Source organism: Geodermatophilus arenarius (assembly GCF_042654585.1).
Taxonomy (GTDB): domain Bacteria; phylum Actinomycetota; class Actinomycetes; order Mycobacteriales; family Geodermatophilaceae; genus Geodermatophilus; species Geodermatophilus arenarius.
Map to the genome: position 1 here is coordinate 16,189 of NZ_JBHSGR010000020.1, position 16,737 is coordinate 32,925.

At 73.7% G+C, this 16,737-nt stretch carries 11 protein-coding genes; 6 read left to right on the plus strand and 5 right to left on the minus strand.

The genetic code is table 11. The features are described 5' to 3' along the window. Window positions 1–42 precede the first annotated feature (42 nt). The 3 genes from ACFO3M_RS17095 to ACFO3M_RS17105 all read right to left on the minus strand — a co-directional run bounded on the left by ACFO3M_RS17095 (window position 43) and on the right by ACFO3M_RS17105 (window position 4,897). Window positions 43–828 (minus strand): TIGR03089 family protein, encoded by a 786-nt coding sequence (locus ACFO3M_RS17095; RefSeq protein WP_387991405.1) that lies wholly within the window; start codon window positions 826–828, stop codon window positions 43–45. Then, complete coding sequence (locus ACFO3M_RS17100) at window positions 825–3,023, minus strand: acyltransferase family protein (protein WP_387991407.1); 2,199 nt, start codon at window positions 3,021–3,023, stop codon at window positions 825–827. Before ACFO3M_RS17100 ends, ACFO3M_RS17095 begins: the two co-directional genes overlap by 4 nt. A 314-nt stretch (window positions 3,024–3,337) precedes the next feature. Then, entirely contained in the window at window positions 3,338–4,897 is a 1,560-nt protein-coding gene (locus tag ACFO3M_RS17105; RefSeq protein ID WP_387991410.1) for an LCP family protein, read from the minus strand. Between the two features lie 244 nt (window positions 4,898–5,141). On the opposite strand from ACFO3M_RS17105, the gene ACFO3M_RS17110 reads away from it, so the two are divergent. The 4 genes from ACFO3M_RS17110 to glfT1 all read left to right on the plus strand — a co-directional run bounded on the left by ACFO3M_RS17110 (window position 5,142) and on the right by glfT1 (window position 10,710). Further along, window positions 5,142–8,096: an N-acetylmuramoyl-L-alanine amidase gene (locus ACFO3M_RS17110; protein ID WP_387991413.1), complete on the plus strand. Its 2,955-nt coding sequence runs from the start codon at window positions 5,142–5,144 to the stop codon at window positions 8,094–8,096. A 96-nt stretch (window positions 8,097–8,192) separates the two neighbouring features. After that, entirely contained in the window at window positions 8,193–9,026 is an 834-nt protein-coding gene (gene wzm, locus ACFO3M_RS17115) for a galactan export ABC transporter permease subunit Wzm/RfbD (protein WP_387991416.1), read from the plus strand. Further along, complete coding sequence (gene wzt / locus ACFO3M_RS17120; RefSeq protein ID WP_456903309.1) at window positions 9,023–9,805, plus strand: galactan export ABC transporter ATP-binding subunit Wzt/RfbE; 783 nt, start codon at window positions 9,023–9,025, stop codon at window positions 9,803–9,805. The genes wzm and wzt overlap by 4 nt, the downstream gene beginning before the upstream one ends. Beyond that, complete coding sequence (gene glfT1 / locus ACFO3M_RS17125; RefSeq protein ID WP_387991419.1) at window positions 9,802–10,710, plus strand: galactofuranosyltransferase GlfT1; 909 nt, start codon at window positions 9,802–9,804, stop codon at window positions 10,708–10,710. The genes wzt and glfT1 overlap by 4 nt, the downstream gene beginning before the upstream one ends. A 69-nt stretch (window positions 10,711–10,779) precedes the next feature. Here glfT1 and ACFO3M_RS17130 read toward each other — a convergent pair whose 3' ends face one another. Both ACFO3M_RS17130 and glf read right to left on the minus strand, forming a co-directional pair. Continuing rightward, complete coding sequence (locus ACFO3M_RS17130; RefSeq protein ID WP_387991422.1) at window positions 10,780–12,747, minus strand: glycosyltransferase; 1,968 nt, start codon at window positions 12,745–12,747, stop codon at window positions 10,780–10,782. 19 nt (window positions 12,748–12,766) lie between these two features. Then, window positions 12,767–13,954: a UDP-galactopyranose mutase gene (gene glf / locus ACFO3M_RS17135; RefSeq protein ID WP_387991425.1), complete on the minus strand. Its 1,188-nt coding sequence runs from the start codon at window positions 13,952–13,954 to the stop codon at window positions 12,767–12,769. Between the two features lie 154 nt (window positions 13,955–14,108). Between glf and ACFO3M_RS17140 the strand changes: the two genes are divergently transcribed. Both ACFO3M_RS17140 and ACFO3M_RS17145 read left to right on the plus strand, forming a co-directional pair. Beyond that, window positions 14,109–15,050, plus strand: coding sequence for a class II aldolase/adducin family protein (locus ACFO3M_RS17140; protein ID WP_387991427.1), 942 nt, complete (start codon window positions 14,109–14,111; stop codon window positions 15,048–15,050). Then, window positions 15,047–16,729: an NTP transferase domain-containing protein gene (locus ACFO3M_RS17145; protein ID WP_387991429.1), complete on the plus strand. Its 1,683-nt coding sequence runs from the start codon at window positions 15,047–15,049 to the stop codon at window positions 16,727–16,729. Before ACFO3M_RS17140 ends, ACFO3M_RS17145 begins: the two co-directional genes overlap by 4 nt. Window positions 16,730–16,737: the final 8 nt, after the last annotated feature.

The window sequence follows — 16,737 nt, forward strand, 5'->3', positions numbered from 1 at the left end:
AGTCGACCACCGTCTCCTCCGGCGCGGCGGGCACCCGCCCCCTCAGGCGGGCCTGCCCAGCTCGCGGACGCCCTCGATCCGGAGGCCGAGCGTAGCGGTGACCCGTTCGGCCTCCGCCCGGCCGCCCAGGGCGGCGGGGTCGGCGTTGCGGCACAGCACGATCGAGGCGCCGGCGGCCAGCGGTGCGAGCAGCCAGGCGACCGGCCCGGCCTCGGCCGCGGTGGCGTCGTCGACGAGCACCCGGTCGCCGGCCGCGACGCCGAGCCGGCCGGCGAGCGCGGTGGCGGCCTCGGCCAGCCCGCCGAGGGTGAGCTCCAGCCCGCCGGCCAGCAGGCCGGGGGAGGCCGGGTCCGGGGGCACGTAGGGGGTGAAGGAGTCGCCGTGCGCGCGCACCTCGAGGGCGAAGTCGCGCGCGGGGCCGGCGTAGCCGGTCATGCCCAGGCCCAGGGGGTGCAGCGAGAGGCCGAGCAGCTCGGGCGGCTCCTGCTCCTCCAGCGCCGCCAGCCGGTCCTGGGCGGCGAGGACGACGTCGGCGGCGTCGAGCCCGCCGTCGTCCTCGACGGCGGTGTCGAGCACGGCCGCGCCGCAGCTCCACACGCCGAGCAGCACCGCGGCGGTCTGCCAGTGCACCGGCAGCGCGACGGCGACGGTGCTGCCCGGGCCGACGTCGAACTCGTCCTGCAGCAGGTTCGCCGTCTTCGCCACCCAGTTCGCGAGGGTGGTGCCGGACAGCTCGACCCGCTCGCCGGTCGCGTCGTCGTAGGCGGTGACCAGCGGCGCGGCGGCACCGCGCCGCAGCGCTCCGGCGAGCAGGTCGGCGGGGGTCACCGGTCCCGGCCGTCCTGCAGGTCCAGCCAGGCCTCGGTCAGCGCCGGGGCCAGCGACCGGGAGAAGGTGCTGGTCAGGTGGCTGCCGTCCCAGTAGACGACCGCCCCGCCGACGACCGCGTGGCACGTGTCGGCGTCGCAGAAGGAGTCGGTGAGGTCGACGACCGAGGCGCCGGGCAGGTCCTGCACGCCGTCGGCGATGGAGTCCGGGGTGACGCGCAGGTCGCGCGGGCCGGCGCACGGGTCGGTCCCGGCGTCGGTGGTGGCCAGGCAGTCGGGCACGGGCACCTCCTGGTTGCCCAGCACGCCGTCGGGGGAGACCCCGTTGGTGGTGGGCACGGCGCGCAGCACGACCACCTGCTTACCCGCGTCGACCAGCGGCCGCAGCGCGTCCTGCACGACCTCGGCGGGCCACTGGTTGAGCAGCCGGCCCTCCGGCCCGACGAACTTGTAGACGTCGGAGCGGTAGCTGGTGAACACGGTGGTGACCGCCGGGTCGGCGGCGACGGTCGCGATGACGTCGCGGCCCCACTCCGCGCAGGCGGCCGGCTGGGCCGGGTTCATGTTCGGCCCGGTGAACGAGGCGGTGGCCAGCGCCGGGCAGCCGGAGTGGACGTAGAGCGAGGCGTCGACGCCCTGGTCGTCGGCCAGGCCCTGCACCGCCTCCCACCAGGACGCGGCGTGCGAGTCGCCGATGAGGGCCACCTCGCTCGTCGCCCCCGTCACCTCGTGCCGGCAGGGCGCGACCTCGGTGGAGGTGTCGTTGGTGAGGCAGAACATCCCCGCCGACAGGTCGTCCTTGGCGAACAGCGGGTTGACCGTGTCGGTGACGGCGTGCACGTCGGAGCAGCCGTTGGCCGGGTCCATGGCCGGGGCGCCGAAGCAGGGCGTGCCGGCGAGCGCGACCGAGGCGGCGCGGGCGCCGTCGACCTGGGACTGCAGGTGCCAGGACCCGGACGCCGTCGTCGCCACGAGGGCGCCGGTCGCCACGGCGGTGAGCAGGTAGGTGGTGCCCGACCCGCGCCGGTCCAGGAACCGGTTGGTGCGCACCGGGTCCTCGACGAGGACCTTGGTCAGCCAGGCGGCGGCCACGGTGGCGGCGACGATGCCGATCTTGGACACCGTGCCGAGCGGGTGGCCGAGGACGAAGGGGAGCAGCACGACCAGCGGCCAGTGCCAGAGGTAGGCGGAGTAGGAGACGTCGCCGAGGAAGCGGACCGGGCCGAACTCGGCGATCCGGGTGGGGCTCCAGTCGCCGCGCGGCGAGCCGGCCCAGATGACCGCGACGGTGCCGAGCACCGGCAGCAGGGCGGCGGTGCCGGGGAACGGCGTGTCGTGCGAGTAGCCGAACGCCGCGTAGGCGATGGCGCCGAAGCCGGCCCAGGAGACCAGGCGGCGCAGCCCGTCGCGGCCGGTGGTGGTGGACAGCAGGGCCAGCAGGGCACCGGCGCCGAACTCCCAGGCGCGGGCCGGGGTGGCGAAGTAGGCGTAGGAGACCGAGTGGGTGGTGGCCCAGAGGGAGTAGCCGAACGAGGCGACCGTGACCGTTCCCAGGACGGCGGCCAGCACGGCGCGGCGGCCGCGGGAGAGCCGGGCGGCCAGCCACACCGCCGCGAGCACGAGCAGCGGCCAGACGAGGTAGAACTGCTCCTCCGTCGACAGCGACCAGTAGTGCTGGGCGGGGGAGGCGACGTTGGCCGCGGCCAGGTAGTTCACCGCGTCGCCGGCCAGCAGCCAGTTCTCGACGTAGAGCGCCGAGCCGCCGATCTCGCGCAGGAACTGGGCCCACAGCGTCGTCGGCACGAACAGGAACGTGACGACGGCGCTGGTGAGCAGGACCAGCAGCGCCGCCGGCAGCAGGCGGCGGGCGCGGCGGGCCCAGAACCGGCCGAGCCGGATGCGGCCGGTGCGCTCCACCTCGCGCAGCAGGTGGCCGGAGATGAGGAAACCGGAGACGACGAAGAAGACGTCGACGCCCACGTAGCCGCCGGGCACGCGCAGCGGGGTGACGTGGTAGAGCACCACGAGGGCCATGGCGAGCGCGCGCAGGCCCTGGATCTCGACGCGCACGCCGCGCTCGGCGGGACGGGCGGGCGGCTGGGGGCCCCGCGGCCGCGGGACGGGCGGCGTCGGCTGTGCGAGGACGGTCGTGTCCTCCACACCGGCCCTGCCGGTGTGGTCCAGCGTCGCGCTCATCGTCCCCCATCTCGGCCGCGCGGCCCTGCCCGGCCCGCGGGTCACACCGCGGCCCCTCGACCGGACCGCGCGGAAGTGCAGGCCAAGTGTGTAACGGTTCCGAGACGTCCAGGGATGGCAAGAACTGACGACCGTGACGGACGGGTCTGTTCCCGGCCCCTGTCGCACCACCCGTCACGGGCGTGTCCGCGGCCCGCCTGCGCCCGGTCCGGGAACGACGAGGCCCCCACCGCGCGGACGCGGTGGGGGACCTGGTGCCGTCGCGGGTGGCCCTGCAGGGGGCCGTCCACGGTGGGGGGCAGGAGGGTCCTCCCTCAGTAGATGCAGCTGGTGTCGGCCGCGGTGCGCGCCGGCTCGACGGGGGCGCTCGGCGACGCCGTCGGCGGGGTGGTCGCCTGGCCGATGCCGTTGAAGTCCGAGCCCAGGACGAGCTGGACGGTGCCGGACGTGGCGTCGTCGGCGACCTCGGGGACGGCGCCGGGGATCTGCCCGGCGAGGGTGGCGGCCAGCGCCTCGTCGCCGGCGGCGTGCCGGATCGTCGTCTGCTCGTAGTCGGTGCTGTCGGCGTTGCCGGTGCTGGTGACCGTGAAGCCGACGGTCTCGAGCGAGGACGCCGCCTCCGCGGCCAGGCCCGGGGTGCCCGAGCCGTTGTAGACCGCGACCGACACGTCCGCGGGCGCCACGGTGACCGGCGCCGCGGGGGCCTCAGGGGCGGCCGCCTCGGGCTCGGCGGACAGCTCGGCGAAGAAGTCGTGCAACTCGTCCTCGTCGGCCAGCCGCAGGATCGACCGGCCCTGCTCGTCCCGGTCGTCGCCGACGATCGGGATGGTCTGGAACTCGATGCTGCCGGCGGTCACCGACTGCATCTGCTGGGCGAGGTCGAGCAGGTCGAGGTCCTGGTCGATGGTCAGCGACTCCGACGCCGCCTGGATCAGCTCGCGCTGCTTGCCCAGGTCCAGCAGGACGTCCTCGGACAGCATCTTGCGGAGCACGCCGCCGATGAACACCTGCTGGCGGACGATGCGGTCCAGGTCGCCGCGGGGGAGCCCGTGCCGCTGCCGGACGAACTTCAACGCGTCCGCGCCGGAGATGGTCTGCTGCCCGGCCGGGAAGACCGCGCCGGAGTAGGCGGAGTCGTCCACGGCCTCGCAGAGGTTGACGTCCACGCCGCCGACGACGCTGGTGAGGTTGAAGAAGCCGAGCAGGTCGACCTCGGCGTAGTGGTCGATCTGCAGGCCGGTGAGCTGGCTGATCGTCTGGACCAGCAGCTGGGCGCCGCCGGCCTGCCGGTCGGCCTCGGGCGCGGCGTCGTCGACCTCGGCGTAGCCGTAGGCGTAGGCGGCGTTGAGCTTGTCCATCCCGTAGCCGGGGATCTCGACGTAGGAGTCGCGCGGGAACGAGACGAACGACGCGCGGGACCCGTCGGCGGGGACGTGCACCAGGATCATCGTGTCGGTGTTGATCCCGGAGTCCTCGCCGGCGTTGAGCTCGGCGAGCTGGTCGGGAGTCAGGTCGGCGCGGCTGTCGTTGCCGACCAGCAGCAGGTTCATCGCCTCGGTGGCGTCCCCGGCGTCGGAGTTGCCGGCGGTCGGGATCGCGTCGGTGCGGTTGACCGTCGCCTCGGCGACCCGGCCCAGGTACCAGCCCCAGCCGCTCGCGCCGAGCAGGACCACCGACAGGACGGCGGCCACGCCGCGGGCGACACCGGCGCCCCGGCGACGGCGCGGCGCGGCGGTCCCGCGGTCGGCACGGCGCCCCGCGGTCTCGCCGGCACCCCGGCCGCGGGGGCGCGAGGGACGGCCGGCGCGCGGGTCGAGCCGCGCCGGGATCGGGCGTCCCGGGGCTCCACCCTGCTCGTTGCGGTCTCGGCTCACCCGACCGAGGTTAGGGGCGGGTGGAGCGGCCGGTGGTCGCGCGACACGGGGGAACGCTCCGTCCCGGGTCGCGGGTGCCCGTCGCGCACCTGCTGCCCGTCTGGTCGCGCGCGACCCCACCCGGCACGGCCGTCACACCGGTCCCGGGTGCGCCGGAGCGGCCCGGCTCAACAACCGGCTCCTCGGTGACGAACCTCCAGGACCGGACCGGTGTCCCGGTCCGAGGACCAGAGGAGGCATCTCGGTGCGCCGACTGCTCGCCGGCTCCGTCGCGTTCGTCGCCCTGACCGGCACGGTCCTCGTGCTGCCGGTCTACGCCGCCCCGGGGCCCGAGCCGGTCCCCGTCGAGACCTCGACCGAGCAGCTGGAGCTGGGCTCGGTGAGCGCGCCGGAGGGCGGGGCCGAGGTGCAGGAGGGCACCACGGACCCGGTGGCCGGCGTCCCCGGCAGCGCGCCCACGCTGACCCTGACCGAGACCGACGTCGCGGAGTTCTCGCTGGTCGGCGTCACCTGGCGGGCCGACCCCGCGGTCACCGACACGCTCGTGCAGGTCCGCGTGCAGGACGAGGACGGGGACTGGGGCGGCTGGACCGAGGTCGGCCGCGAGGACGCCGAGCCCGGTAGCGGCGCCGGGGCCCGTCAGGGCACCGCCCCGCTGTGGACCGGCCCGAGCACCGGCGTGCAGGTGGAGCTGGTGACGCGGGCGGGGGCGCAGCCGGCCGACGTCCGGCTGGACCTGGTCGACCCCGGCACCAGCGACGCCGACGACTCGCCGGGCGCTCCCGACATCCAGGACACCGCCGAGGCCGCGATGGCGATGCCCGACGTCTACTCCCGGGCACAGTGGGGCGCCGACGAGCGGATCCGCACCTGGCGGCCGCAGTACGCGAGCACGCTCAAGGCCGCGACCCTGCACCACACCGCCGACGCCAACGGCTACTCCGCCGACCAGGTGCCGGCGATCATGCGGTCGATCTACCGCTACCACACGGTGAGCCTCGGCTGGGGCGACATCGGCTACAACGTCATCGTCGACCGGTTCGGCCGGCGCTGGGAGGGCCGCTACGGCGGCCTGGCGTCGACGGTCATGGGCGCCCACGCCGGCGGGTTCAACACCAGCACCTTCGGCGTCTCGATGCTCGGGAACTTCGACGTCGCCGCGACGCCGCAGGTCGTGGTCGACTCCGTGGCCGCGATCATCGCGTGGAAGTTCTCGCTGTTCCGCATCGACCCGCGCGGCACCACGACGCTCACCTCCAGCGGGGGCGGGACCTCGCGCTACGCCGCCGGGGTGCGGGTGACCCTGCCGACGGTCTTCGGGCACCGGGACGTCGGGGCCACCGCCTGCCCGGGCCGGTACGGCTACGCCCGCCTCGGCGAGATCCGCGAGAAGGCGGCCCGGCTGATCGCCGGGGCGCAGACCCCCGTCACCGACCGGTACGACTCCGACGCCGGCGCGCGCGCCGCGCTGGGCCCGGCCACGACGGCGGAGTGGCCGACCGTCGGCGGGGAGGGCCGGTACCGCTTCTTCGTCAACGGCGCCATGTACTGGTCGGCGCCGACCGGGGCCCGGTTCGTCCTCGGCGACCTCTACACCCGCTGGGCGCAGCTCGGCTGGGAACGCAGCCCGCTGGGCTACCCGACCTCCGACACCCTCCCGACCGGCGGGGGCGACGGGCGCTACAACCTCTTCCAGAACGGCGCCATGTACTCCTCGCCGGCCACCGGCCCGCGGTTCGTGCTGGGCGCGATCCACCGGCGCTGGGTCGAGCTGGGCTGGGAACACGGCTCCCTCGGCTACCCGACCACCGACACCCTCCCGACCCGTGACGGCGACGCCCGGTGGACCGGCTTCCAGGGCGGAGCCCTCTACGAGACGCCGCGCAACGGCGTGCGCATCGTCCAGGGCCGCATCCTCACGGCCTGGGCCGCCTCCGGCCACGAGCACGGGCCCCTGGGCTACCCGACCGGCGACCCGTTCCCGACCAGCAGGGGCGACGCGACCTACCAGCTGTTCGAGCACGGCGCGGTCTACGACTCACCGGCCGGCGTCCACCTGCTGACCGGCGACGTGCACGCCCGCTGGGTCGAGCTCGGCTGGGAGGGCAGCCCGCTCGGCTACCCGGCCACCGACACCGCCCCCACCGCCGGTGGGGACGGGGCCTTCTCGGTGTTCCAGGGCGGCTCGGTCTACGCCACCCCGGCGCACGGCGTCCGCGTCCTGCTGGGGACCCTGGCCACGGCCTACGCGGCGTCCGGCGCGGAGGAGGGTCCGCTGGGCTGGCCGACCGCGGACGCCCTGCCCACCGCCGGGCGGGACGCCACCTGGCAGGCGTTCGAGAACGGTGCCCTCTACGCGTCCCCGGCCGGGACCCACTTCTTCGTCGGTGACGTCCACCGGCGCTGGGCGGCGCAGGGGTACGAGGCGGGGCCGCTGGGCTACCCGACCTCGGACGACCTGCCCGCGCCCGGTGGCGTCGGCCGGTTCACGGCCTTCCAGGGCGGCGCGGTCTACGCCAGCCGCGAGGCCGGGGTGCACGTCGTCGCCGGCCCGATCCGGGTGGCCTGGAACGCCGGCGGCGCGGACGCCGGCCCGCTCGGCCTGCCCACCAGCGACGTCCTGCCCACCGGCGGGGGCGACGCGACGTGGCAGCAGTTCGAGCACGGCGCGATCTACGCCTCCCGCACCGGGGTGCACGTGCTCACCGGCGACGTGTACCTCCGCTGGATCGGGCAGGGCTGGGAGCACGGCCCCCTCGGCTACCCGACGTCGGACCCGCGGCGGCTGGCGGGCGGCACCGCCGTCCAGCAGGTGCAGACCTTCGAGGGCGGCGCGATCGTGCGGACGGCGTCGGGCACCCGGGTGCTGCCCGGCGAGACCGCCCGGCTGTGGGCGGCGCTCGGCGCGGAGGGCGGCGTGCTCGGCGTGCCGACCGGCGAGCAGCTGCCGACCCGCGACGGCGACGGGCGCTACACGCTGTTCAGCGGGGGAGCCGTGTACTGGTCACCCGCCACCGGCACCCACGAGATCGTCGGCCCGGTGCACCAGCGGTGGGTGCAGCTGGGCTGGGAGCACTCCCGGCTGGGCTACCCGGTGTCGGGCTCGATCCCCACGCCCACCGGCTGGCGCACCGACTTCCAGGGCGGCTCGATCACCCACGACCGCGCCACCGGCCAGACGACGGTCGCCTACCGCTGACCCCCATCCGGCACAGCGGTCCCACCCGACCCCGCCGTCCCGGCGGACCGGTCCGTACCAGGGCCGGTCCGCCGCGCGCAGGTAGCGTGGACCGCCGTGGCACTCGCACAACCGGCCGGACGGACGCTCGCCGCAGCCGTCGCGGACCTCAGGCGCGGCTGGGAGCAGCGGACGCTCTGGGGGCACCTCGGCTGGCAGGACATCCGCCAGCGGTACCGCCGCTCGGTCCTCGGCCCGATCTGGATCACCATCAGCATGGCGGTCACCGCCGTGGCGCTCGGGATCCTCTACTCGGGGCTGTTCGACATCGAGCTGTCGCGGTTCCTGCCGCACGTCCTCGTCGGGTTCATCGTCTGGAACTTCGTCAGCGGGTGCATCAACGAGGGCTCCGAGGTCTTCATCGCCAACGAGGGCCTGATCAAGCACCTGCCCGCGCCGCTGTCGGTGCACGTCTACCGCCTGGTGTGGCGGCAGACGCTGTTCTTCGCCCACAACATGATCGTCTACCTGGTCATGCTGCTGGTGTTCCCGCAGCCGCTGAGGTGGACGGCCGTCGCCGTCGTCCCGGCCTTCGTGCTGCTCGCCCTGAACGGCGCCTGGGTCTCCCTCGCCGTCGGCGTCATCACCGCACGGTTCCGCGACATCCTGCCGATCACGCAGAGCGTCGTGCAGCTGGCGTTCTTCCTGACGCCGATCGTGTGGATCTACGACGAGCTGGTCAACAGCCCGAACCCCGCCATCGCCGAGCGGGCGCGGCTGGCCGAGTTCAACCCCTTCCTGCACTTCGTGGAGATCATCCGGCGACCCCTCCTGGGCCAGGACCAGGAGCTGCGGTACTGGGTGGTCGTCCTCGCCATCACGGTGGCCGGCTGGGCCTTCACGATGTTCGTGCTGCGCCGCTACCGGTCCCGCGTCTCCTACTGGGTGTGAGCGTGAACGACGTCAACGGGGCCGGCACCGACGGCCCGATCGGGATCACGACCAAGGACGCGTGCGTCGACTTCCCCATCTTCGACGCCAAGAGCCGGTCGCTGAAGAAGACCGTCATGGGCCTGGTCGGGGGCAACATCGACAGCGGCGCCAAGGTGCCGGTCATCGAGGCCCTGCGGGACATCACCCTCACCCTCGAGCACGGCGCCCGGGTGGGCCTGGTCGGGCACAACGGCGCGGGCAAGTCCACGCTGCTGCGGCTGCTGTCGGGCATCTACGAGCCGACCCGCGGCCACGCCGAGGTGCGCGGCCGCGTCGCGCCGGTGTTCGACCTCGGTGTCGGCATGGACCCGGAGATCTCCGGCCTCGAGAACATCATGATCCGCGGGCTGTTCCTCGGGATGAGCCGGAAGCAGATGCAGGAGCGGGTCGACGACATCGCCGACTTCACCGAGCTCGGCGACTTCCTGCACATGCCGCTGCGCACCTACTCCACCGGCATGCGGGTGCGGCTGGCCCTCGGCGTCGTCACCAGCATCGACCCCGAGATCCTGCTGCTCGACGAGGGCATCGGCGCCGTCGACGCCGCCTTCCTCGAGAAGTCCAAGCAGCGGCTGGTCGAGCTCGTCGAGCGCTCGGGCCTGCTGGTGTTCGCCTCCCACTCCGACGAGTTCCTGCGCGAGCTCTGCGACACCGCCATCTGGATGGAGCACGGCCGGATCAAGCAGCAGGGCGACCTCGACGAGGTGCTGCGGGCCTACAAGGGCCTGCCGGCGTGAGCGCCGCGGTCCCGGCCGCGGGGGAGTGCGTCGTCGCCGTCGTCGTCACCCGGCACCGGCGGGAGCTGCTCGTCGAGAGCCTGGCCGCGCTGGCGTCCCAGACCCGCCGCGTCGACCACGTCGTCGTCGTCGACAACGGGCCCGACCAGTCGGCCGCCGACGTCGTCGCGGCCAGCGGGCTGCCGGCCACCCACCTGCCCAGCCGGCGCAACCTCGGCGGCGCCGGCGGCTTCGCCTACGGCATGCTGCACGCCCTCGCGCTCGGCGCGGACTGGGTCTGGTGCGCCGACGACGACGGCCGGCCCGCCGACGCGACCGTGCTCGCCACCCTCCTGGACGCCGCGCAGCGGCACGGCCTGGCCGAGGTCAGCCCGCTGGTCACCGACATGGCCGACCCGGACCGGCTCGCCTTCCCGCTGCGCCGCGGGCTTCGCTGGCGGCGGCGGCGCAGCGACTTCGCCGGCCTGGACCTGCTGCCGTCCTACGCCTCGCTGTTCAACGGGGCGCTGTTCCGCGCCGAGGCCCTCGACGTCGTCGGCGTCCCGGACTACCGGCTGTTCTTCCGCGGCGACGAGACCGAGATCCACCGGCGGCTGCTGCGCGCGGGCCTGCCCTTCGGCACCTGCCCGCAGGCGGCCTACCTGCACCCGGAGGGGACGACGGAGTTCGCCCCCATCCTCGGCGGGCGGCTGTCGGCGCAGTACCCGGCGAACGAGGTCAAGCGGTACTTCACCTACCGCAACCGCGGCTACCTCATGGCCCAGCCGGGCATGCGCTGGCTGCGCCCGCTGGAGACCGTGCGCTTCGGCTGGTTCTTCCTGGTGTCCCGCCGCGACCGCGCCGGCTGGCGGGAGTGGCTGCGGCTGACCCGCGCCGGCCGCCGGGAGCGCTTCACCCGCCCCTGACGCCCGCCCTCACGCGAGAAGGGCCCCGACCGGGGATCCGGTCGGGGCCCTTCCTCGTGCAGGCGCGGGCTACACCCGCTGGTAGCCCCACTCTTCGAACGCCTCGGTCCAGCGGTCCATGGAGGTCAGCTCGCCGGCCGCGGCCTGGTAGCGGCGCTGCAGCTCCGGGAAGTCGGCGGACATGCGGCGCAGCAGCTGCACCGACGTCGCCGCCAGCCGGCGGAAGGTCGCCGGGTCGCGGCGCCGGAAGGTGACCCCGCGGCCGTCGGCGGTGCCCACGGTCGCGCTGTCGAGCCGGGACAACAGGAACCACTGCGCGTCCTGGAACGCGAGGTTCAGCTGCGGGGTGTCCATGTTCTCGGGGTCCACCGGCCGGGCGTTGTGCACCAGCGCCTTGACCAGCGTCTTGCCGATCTGCAGCGGGTTGACCGGGATCCGGCGGAAGCGCACCGCCTTCGCCGTCGGCATCGAGGGCAGCGGCAGGTCCGCCGACGACGGCAGCACCTTGCCGTCGGCGTGGGTGGCCCGCACCTCGCGGGCGGTGACCACCGACTGCGGCATGCTGCTGAACAGCGCCTCCGGGCCGGCGAGGAAGTCGCGGTAGGCCCGGTGGTGCAGCTCGACCGTGGAGTACTGCAGGTTGATGAGGAACCGCAGGTCGGCCTTGAGCATCTCGCGGAACAGCTTGCCGCCGTGCTTGTGCGGCGAGTGCAGCGCCGCGGCGATCAGCCGGTTGCGGATGTGGAAGTACGCCTGCCAGTCGCTGGCGTCGTCCTTGTCGCCCCAGGACAGGTGCCAGATGGCGGTGCCGGGCAGCGACGCGGTCGGGAAGCCGGCGGCGAAGGCCCGCAGGCCGTACTCGGCGTCGTCCCACTTGATGAACACCGGCAGCGGCATGCCGATCTTCTCCGTGACGGCACGGGGGATGAGGCACATCCACCAGCCGTTGTAGTCGACGTCGATGCGCCGGTGCAGGTCCGGCGACTCGCGCAGCGTCTCCTTGCCGAAGTCGTGGTGGTACTCGGTGTTCGGCGCGTTGGTCCAGAAGAACGTCTCGCGGTCGACGATCTCGCCCATGCTGTGCAGCACCGAGCGGTTCTGCAGCGCCAGCATCTGGCCACCGACCAGCATCGGGCTCTTGGCGTAGGCGGCGAAGGCGCGGGCCCGCAGGATGCTGTCGGGCTCGATCATGATGTCGTCGTCGAGCAGCACCACGTGCGTGGCGTCGCTGCGGGTGAACGCCTCGTGCATCGTGCGGGCGAACCCGCCGCTGCCGCCGAGGTTGGGCTGCTCGACCACGTGCAGCCGGTCGCCCAGGGCGGCCTTCACCTCGGCGTAGCCGGCGGCGTCCTTGACGTGGTTGTTGCCCTGGTCGGCGATGGTCACCAGCGACAGGCGCTCGAGCACCGCGGGGTCCTCGACCAGCGCGCGGGCGGCGGCCAGCGCGTCGACCGGGCGGTTGTAGGTGCAGATGCCGATCGCCAGGCGCGGCTCCTCGGCCGGCGCCTGCGGGGCGTACCAGCCGGCCTCGCGGACCACCGTGTCGCTCTCGGCGGTGACGTCGAACCAGTACCAGCCGCCGTCGATGAACGGCGCGAGGTCCAGCTCGAGCTCGACGGTGCGCTCGTCGTCGCCCACGTGCGAGACGCCGGTGACGTGCATCGACTCGCCGTCGGCCTTGGAGCGGTGGACGTCGATGCGGCACGTGCCCGACACGGTCACCCGCAGCACCACCGAGTCCAGCACGCTCCACCGGCGCCAGTAGCTGGCCGGGAAGGCGTTGAAGTAGGTGGCGAAGGAGACCTCGGCGCCGGCGACGATGGTGCCGGAGTGGCGCCCGTCCTGCCGGACGCGCACCGGGGAGTTCTCCTCGTCGAGGTAGAGGCTGCGGACCTTCAGCGGGTCGGCCGGTCGCGGCATGAGGACCCGCTGGACCAGCGTGACGGCCTTGTCCGGGGTGAGCTCGGTGTCCGCCGGCTCGCTGACGGTGTCCGGCTTGACCGGCGCGTCAGCGACCTGGGGTGCGGTCGTCGTCATGGAGGGATCAGTCCTCGGCTCAGTCGTCGAGGCGGCCGTCGAGCGAGCCACCCTCGTCGAAGAAGGGGCGGATGCGGTTGTCGAACATGCTCAGCGCCGACCCGATCGCCATGTGCATGTCCAGGTACTTGTAGGTGCCCAGCCGGCCACCGAAGAGCACACGCTTCTCGGCGGCCTCCTTCTTGGCCAGCTCGCGGTAGCGCTCGAGCTTGGCGCGGTCCTCGGGCGTGTTGATCGGGTAGTACGGCTCGTCGCCGGTCTCGGCGAAGCGCGAGTACTCGCGGACGACGACCGTCTTGTCGGCCGGGTAGTCCCGCTCGGGGTGGAAGTGCCGGAACTCGTGGATCCGGGTGAAGGGCACGTCCTCGTCGGCGTAGTTCATCACCGAGGTGCCCTGGAAGTCGCCGATCGGCAGGACCTCGGTCTCGAAATCCAGCGTGCGCCAGCCCAGCTCACCGGCCTCGTAGCCGAAGTACTTGTCGATCGGGCCGGTGAAGACCGTCGGCACGTCGGCGGGCAGCTCGTCCCGGACGTCGAACCAGTCCGTGGACAGCCGCACCTCGATGTTCGGGTGGTCGGCCATCTTCTGCAGCCACGCGGTGTAGCCGTCCTTCGGCAGGCCCTCGTACGTGTCGTTGAAGTACCGGTTGTCGAACGTGTAGCGCACGGGGAGGCGCGCGATGACCGCGGCCGGCAGCTCGGTGGGGTCGGTCTGCCACTGCTTCTTGGTGTAGCCGCGGATGAACGCCTCGTAGAGCGGGCGGCCGATCAGGGAGACCGCCTTCTCCTCGAGGTTCTGCGCGTCGGCGGTGTCGATCTCACCGGCCTGCTCGGCCACCAGCGCACGGGCCTCGGAGGGGGAGTAGCTGCGCTCGAAGTACTGGCAGATCGTGGCCAGGTTGATCGGCAGCGAGTAGGTCTTCCCCTGGTAGATGGAGTAGACCTTGTGCTGGTAGCCGGTGAACTCGGTGAACTGGTTGACGTACCGCCAGACCCGCTCGTTGGACGTGTGGAACAGGTGGGCGCCGTACCGGTGGATCTCGATGCCGGTCTCGGGCTCGGGCTCGGAGTAGGCGTTCCCACCGATGTGGTTGCGTCGGTCGAGGACGAGCACGCGCTTGTCCAGCTGGCTGGCCACCCGCTCCGCGACGGTCAGTCCGAAGAAGCCGGAACCGACGACGACGAGGTCAGGTCTCGCTGAGGTCACGACTCGCGACGATACCGTCGCGGTGCCCCCGGCTCCCGCCGTCGCGGCCGATTCCTGGTACGGACCCGTCCCGTTCGTCACAGCCGCCCCGAGGGTGCCGCCGAGTCCCGTGGGTCACCGGGGGGTGACACCCGGTCGGGTAGGTTGCCGCCACGTGACGAGCGAGACGCTTGCCGAGTTGAACCGGCACGCCGCCGCCATCGGTGACGACCTGCGCCTGGTCCAGGGGGCCGGCGGCAACCTCAGCGGCAAGGACGGCGACCTGGTCTGGGTCAAGGCCTCCGGGACGAAGCTGGCCGAGGCGCTGGAGCGCCCGATCTTCGTCGGCGTCGACGGCCCCCGCGCCCGCGTGGACGTCCTGCAGGTCGAGGACCTGCGGCACGTCGTCGTCGAGCTGGCCGACGAGCGGGCCTCCCGCCCCTCCATCGAGACCGCCCTGCACGTGCTGCTGCCGCACCGCTTCGTCTTCCACGTGCACTCCGTGGGCGCCGTCGCGGCCGCGGCCCAGCGCCGGCCGGACGCCGTGCTCGACCGGCTGCGCGAGGTCGCGCCGGTCGGCTGGGTGCCCTACGCCAAGCCCGGCATCGCCCTGGCGCGCGCGGTCCTCGCCGCCCAGGAGGCCGCCGGGCCCACCGAGGAGACGGTGTTCCTCCTCGGCAACCACGGCCTGCTGACCGCGGCCCCCACGGCCGACCGCGCCCGGGAGCTCGTGGACCGGGCCGAGGCCGCGCTCCGCCGCGACGACCGGCCGGTCGCCGGCGACGACGAGACGACACTGGCCCCGGCGGGGACACTCGATGCGGACGCCACCCGGCTGCTGACCGGGGGCGTGCTCACGCCCGACTCGGCGGTGTTCCTGGGCAGCCGGCCCTTCGGGACCGCGCCGGGGCAGGGCAGCCCGCTCGTGGTGACGCCCGACGGGGGCGTCGTCGTGGACGGACCCCTCTCGGCGGACGCCCGGGAGATCGGCCGGGGACTGGTGGCGATGGCGCGGCACGCCGACCCGTCGGCCCCCGTGCGCTATCTGGACGACGACGAGGTCGCAGACCTCGTGGACTGGGAGGCCGAGAAGTGGCGACGCGGGATGGAGCGGTGACCCCGCAGCTGGTGATCCCCATGACGGGGATCAGCTCGCGGTTCACCGCCGCCGGCTACGACCGGCCCAAGGCGCTGATCGAGCTGGACGGCGAGACGGTCATCGACCACGTCGTCGACATGTTCCCCGGGTGGGACGACGTCGTGTTCATCTGCAACGCCGACCACCTGGCCGACCCCCGGCTGCGGCTGCGCGAGCGCCTGCTCGAGCGCCGGCCGAACGGGAAGGTCGTCGAGGTGGCGGCGCACAAGCTCGGCCCCGGCCACGCCGTGCTGGAGGCCGCCGAGCACATCGCCCGGGACAAGCCGGTCGTCGTCAACTACTGCGACTTCACCTGCTACTGGGACGCCGACGACTTCGCCGACTACCTGTCCTCGGGCGTGGTGACCGGCGGGGCCATCCCGGCCTACCGCGGCTTCCACCCGCACATGCTGCACTCGACGTCCTACGCCTACCCGAGGCTCGAGGGCGAGTGGGTCGTCGACATCCAGGAGAAGAAGCCCTGGACCGACGACCCGGCGAAGGAGTTCGCCTCCTCGGGCACCTACGGGTTCGCCAGCGGCCAGGTGCTGCTCGACGCCCTGGCCCACCAGGTCGAGCACGGCTACGACCTCAACGGCGAGTACTACCTGAGCCTGACCTACAAGAGCGTCCTCGACATGGGCCTGACCATCGGCGTGTACGAGCTGCAGCACTTCATGCAGTGGGGCACCCCGCAGGACCTCGAGGAGTACCGCGAGTGGTCGACGGCCCTCGCGCACTGGACCCGCGGCCCGGCCGCGCCGCAGCCGGGCGCCGCCCGCGTGGTGCTCGCCAGCGGCGCCGGCAGGCGCTTCGCCGACCTCGGCTACGACCGGCCCAAGCCGCTGCTCGACGTCGCCGGGCGGACCCTGCTCGAGCACGCGCTGCTCGCCGTCCCCGGCTCCCGGTCGGTCGTGGTCACCCGCGCCGACCTGGGCGACGGCGGCGAGGTCGCCCGCCTGGCCCGCGCCCAGGGCGCGGAGGTCGTGGAGCTGGAGAAGCTGTCCCGCGGGCAGGCCGACTCCGCCCTCCAGGGCCTGCGCCCGCTGCTCGACGGCGCCGCCGAGCAGCCGGTCACCGTCACCGCGTGCGACGCGGTGCCCCGCCCGGCGCCGGGCGCGCTCGACGCCGCCCTGGCCGCGGCCGGCGAGGACGGCCTGGTCGTGTGGGTCGCCCCCGGCTACCGGCTGGCCCGCCGCCGGCCCCAGCAGTACGGCTGGGTGACCTGGGAGCAGGCCGGCGAGCAGGTCGGCCGGGTGCAGCGGACCTGGCTCAAGGAGGCCCCGGACGACCCGGCCACTGCCGGCGTGATCATCGGGACGTTCACGTTCCCGACCACCCGGGGCGCGGTGGCCGACGTCGAGGAGCTGCTGGCCAGCGACGAGACGGTCAACGGCGAGTACTACCTCGACAGCCTGGTGCGGCGGTTCACCGCCGCCGGCCGCCCGGTGGTCGCGCTGCTGCTGGACAGCTTCGTCTCGCTGGGCACGCCCGACGAGTACGAGACCTTCCGCTACTGGCAGAGCTGCTTCCACAAGTGGGTGCACCACCCGTACGCGCTGGCGGCCGACCCGATGGTCCCGCCGACGGCGCGCGCGGACCTCGACCGCGCCTTCCGTGCCTTCGTCCCGGCCGCGAGCGGCCGGACGTGGACCTGACCGGTCCC

Coding starts and splice junctions, on each gene's coding strand:
- ACFO3M_RS17100 (WP_387991407.1), bottom strand. CDS start 3,023: ATGAGCGCGACGCTGGACCACACCGGCAGGGCCGGTGTGGAGGACACG.
- ACFO3M_RS17130 (WP_387991422.1), bottom strand. CDS start 12,747: ATGACGACGACCGCACCCCAGGTCGCTGACGCGCCGGTCAAGCCGGAC.